This is a genomic window from Aeromicrobium sp., assembly GCF_014378035.1.
In the GTDB taxonomy this organism is placed as follows: Bacteria; Actinomycetota; Actinomycetes; order Propionibacteriales; family Nocardioidaceae; genus Aeromicrobium.
The window spans coordinates 1-4275 of record NZ_JACMOM010000354.1 but is presented as its reverse complement, the minus strand read 5'-3'; the positions used below and the strand labels follow the sequence as shown (position 1 = coordinate 4275).

The 4275-nt window shown below is 64.6% G+C and carries 2 protein-coding genes; one reads left to right on the top strand and one right to left on the bottom strand.

Translation table 11 applies throughout. From position 1 onward, the window contains the following. Positions 1-205: 205 nt before the first annotated feature. Positions 206-2986, top strand: a complete 2781-nt coding sequence (locus H7290_RS18785) for a BTAD domain-containing putative transcriptional regulator (protein WP_290515547.1) — start codon at positions 206-208, stop codon at positions 2984-2986. On the opposite strand, the gene H7290_RS18780 is transcribed toward H7290_RS18785, so the two are convergent. Then, entirely contained in the window at positions 2983-3825 is an 843-nt protein-coding gene (locus tag H7290_RS18780) for an SGNH/GDSL hydrolase family protein (protein ID WP_290515546.1), read from the bottom strand. The genes H7290_RS18785 and H7290_RS18780 overlap by 4 nt on opposite strands. Positions 3826-4275: the final 450 nt, after the last annotated feature.

Below are 4275 nucleotides of genomic sequence, written 5' to 3'. Positions count from 1 at the left end.
TTGCGGAAAACGTGCGAGGTGAACTACTCGAGCTTGCTGACCGCGAAGATCTGCCGGAGTTGCTTCGAAATGTTTTGCTGCTGCATGGCACCGCCCTTGCGAGCGGAAAACAGGAGCCCCGTTGCAAGTCCGCTCGCTGATGGTGCTGCGGGCGTGATGGGCAGGTCCTCTTGACGCTCTCGCGACCGGGGACGAGAGTGCTGGCATGGATGTGCGTGGCTATGTGCGGGTGCTGGGCCCGATCTCCGTTGACGGCGCGGAGATCTCACCGCGAGACGGCCAGGTGCTGGGTGTGCTCGTGGTTCGGTCCGGAAGTCTTGCGTCGGAGGATGACTTCGGTGAGGCGGTGTGGGCGGGGCGGCCCCCCGCGACGTTTCGAAAGGTTGTCCAGGGTTGCATTGTTCGTCTGCGGCGCCTCCTCGGTGTGGCCTCGATCATCAGCGCCGACCGCGGCTATTCGCTCGCTCCGACGGTTTCCACCGACGCCCGCAAATTCGAGGAGGCGTACGAGGGCGCGGTTGCGGATATGGCAGCCGGGTTCTCAATGCGGGCCGTTGTCAAGGCGGACGCGGCGTTGTCGACCTGGCGGTCTACCCCACTGCCGGACCTGAACGGTTGGCTCCCCGCCGAGAGCGAGTGCGAGAGGTGGCAGGACATCCGGGAGAGCGCGATCGACTTGCGGTTGTCGGCGTTACACGCGGCGGGGCATGCAGCGCGGGCCGCTGATGATGGAGCCGGTCTCTGCGCAGCCGCCCCACTTCGGGAGGTTCGTTGGGCAGCGTGGGCTCGCAGCCTTTACTCGGCTGGGCGCCCGTCGGAAGCTCTGGACGCGCTTGCTCGTTTGCGTCGTGCGCTCGCTGACGAACTGGGAGTGGATCCGAGTGAGCCGATTGCTGAGCTCGAGCGGGCGATCTTGCGGCACGACGCGTCGCTCGACGTGGCCGACGCGTCAGTGACCGGGGTTCGAGCACCGTGGCCGGGACTTCGTTCCTACGGCGTGGGGGATGCGGAGTATTTCTTCGGCCGCCAGGATGACATCGACCAGCTAGTCGCTGAGCTCTCCCGCGACGGTGGTCGGCTTGTTCTGGTCAGTGCGTCGGGGGCCGGAAAGTCATCGTTGTTACACGCCGGGGTCGTTCCGGCATTGAGAGCGGCAGGCAAGACCGTCCTGCTCACCGAGCCTGCGCGACTGGAAACAGACAGCGCTTCGCTGGCGGATGTCATCATCATCGACCAAGCAGAGCAGGTGCTGGTGGACGGCACCGATCGTGGGGCAGCAGGGCTGGCAATGGGCGGTATCCTGGCGTCACCCGCAAGCGTGGCCGTCGCAGTGCGCTCGGACAAAGTGGACGAGCTCTGCGGCATTCCCGGTTTCGACCAGCTCCCTCAGGGGCGCACGCTACTGCTCCGGCAGATGGGCGATGCCGACCTGCGTCTGGCGATCGAGAGGCCGGCGGAGGCGGCCGGGGCTCGGACCGAACCGGGTCTGGCAGACGTGATCATCGCCGAGGGTCACAGTCAACCGGGCATCCTTCCTCTGCTTTCGCACGCGTTGGCTGAAACATGGTCAAATGCGGAGGGGAACCTCCTGACGATAGACGGCTACCGTCGGACGGGCGGTCTCGGCGGCGCCGTCGCGCTCTCGGCCGAGCGGATGCTGAAGTCACTCACCCCGCAGGAGGTCGACGCGACGCGCACCCTCTTCCGGCGGCTCGTCAGCGAGGACGGCGATCTCCTTCCCAGCTGGGCACCAAGGGATGCCGTATCGCCGAAGCTGTTGGAGAAGCTGGCAGCTGCACGCATCATCACCATCACGGACGATGGCGACTTGCGGCTGGCTCATGAGCAGCTCATCCGTAGCTGGCCGCGACTGTCTACCTGGATCGAGCAGGACCGCGCCGGGCGCCGACTCCTACGTAACCTCGCCCACGACGCGCGCGAGTGGCAAGCCTCTTCAGAGTCGGACGGCAACCTCTACCGTGGGGCTCGGCTGCAATCCGCGCTTGAGTGGGCCGAAGCCCACGCTCAGGTGCTCACAGGTATCGAACGGCGCTTCCTCGAGATCTCGTCGCTCAACGTGAATAACGAAATCAGGCGCACGCAACGACAGAATCGACGGCTACGGGTCGCCCTCGCTGCTACCGGGGTACTGCTGCTTGCGGCAGCGACCGGTGCTCTGTTGGCGGTCGAGGGACGCCTGGCGGCCGTGAACGCGCGCACCGAGACGATTGCCGCTCTCGCGGCGAGTGAGTCGCTGCGGCTGGGCGGCCTGGCGGAGACTGAACGAGATCCCGCCATCGCGTTCGCGCTCGTGGCTCAGTCGCTGACCACGGACGACTCGAGCCAGTCGCGCCAGATCGCGCTGGAGGTGTTCGACCGGTTCGCGACGCTACTGCCCTTCCACCCTATGTCGGAGGTGGGCAATCCTCCGGCGTCCACCGATGCAGGAAGTGCCGGGAGTGCGGAGTCGGCGGATGGGTCGCGGGTGGCTCTGACGCAGGGACGGTCGGTTGTCATCTCTGATGCCGCTAAACGCACCGTCAGCGTGACAGATGAAGAGGCGACGAGGCCCAGCGATCTGACATTCGATGCTGAAGCAACGCGGCTCGCCGGCGCGCTGAACGAACCCGGGTTTGCGGACACCGGGACGGCTGTGGTCTGGGACGTCGACTCCGGCTTAGAGGTGGCGCGGGTTGCGACGGGCGCGCACCCACTGAACGCCCTTTGGTTCTCGGCGGACGGTGAAGCGCTGATCACAGCGACCGACGACGGTGAACGGCAGTGGGATCTATCTGGATCGCGCGCGGTCGTGCGCACACAGGACGGGACGCCGACCGCGTTCCGCACGAAAGAGTTCGTCCTCGCTGTATGGGACAGCTCGAGCCGAGTCTGGACGACTGCTGCGTGCGACCTTGCCGGCCGCAACCTCACCCGCGGGGAGTGGCGATCGCTTGTCGGGACCGCTGATTACGATCCGGCCTGCTAACCGGTCAAGGTCGACAGGTCGACCTCAGCCAGCATTCGAGCGATCAGGTCGTTGCCCTCCTGGGATGGGTGGGCGCCGTCAACAGACAGTGACCCGAACGGAGTCGTCCCGTCAGGTCCGTTGAAGGCATGGTAAAGATCCACGAGGGAAGCGCCTGCCGCCCTCGCCTCGTCGGCGAGCATTGCGTTCCAGCGCTCATATTGCTCAACCGTCCATTGCTTTGCCCACTCCTGCTTGTCGGGCTGGAAGTAGGCGAGCATCCCGTTGGGATCGTCGGGGGCGATGTTTCCGTCGACCGTGTTCATGACTACAACAACCGTCGATTTGCCGTCTCTCAATTCCTTTAGCTGGTTGAGCATGTCCTGATAGAGGTCGCCGTATGTTGCGACCCCAGCGTCCAGACACTCCGTTGTGGTGGTGGACACCCACACGTCAACACCTCCGTCGAGGGAGCCGCCGCAGCCGATGCCGGTTGTTGGGTCAGGGATGACGTTGTTGAACCCGGTCTGAACAATGATGACGTCGGCATCAGCGATCACCTGACGGGCCTTTTCATCGCTCGCGACCATGGACTGCGCGTCCGGAATGGTCATCCCCAGAAGCAGCGTCGCTTCGGCAGAGGCGCCGAGAGACTCTTCAATGTGATCGCGAAACGTCTCGAGGAAACCAGTGCAGCCAGGACAGTGATTGGCGGTATCGGCGAGTGAGTCGCCAATCACCACGATCTGAACTCCTGCACCCTTCGTCGCGGGCGACGTGGGGGTGGTCGCTGGGCTCGCGGTCGAGCATCCGGCCAAGAGCAGGATCGGCATCATCGCCGCCATCACGCGTGCGTTCACAATTGACTCCTTCGCAGTCATCCTTGTGCTACTGAACCGCAAGCCGGTAATGAACCGGTAAAGACGCCGGTCCAGCATCGTGCGAAGTCGCACCGCTTCCGTAACGGAACGGCCGTTTGACCCTCGTGGTCCGGCTGTTTCCGCTTCTCGTTGCCCCCTCTGGTTCGACTTCGGTCTACGGTCACCACGTCCCCGCCCGGAACAGTCTGATTAAACTTTCGCGAGCATCTGAAGCGCCGTAGGGGTGACTGCCGGCGCCCGGCGCACGTGGTCCGCAAGAGGATCCTCACGCGAGACCCTGTCGTAACCGATGACGGCCGAGGGTACTCCTGCTCCAGAAATGTCTCCAGCCGGTTTTGAGACTCGGATGATTCTGGGACGGGTTCTGGTGAGAGCATGCGCGGGGTGTCGCAGTTCTCGCGCGGGTCCCCAGAACCGTTCGTTTTCGAG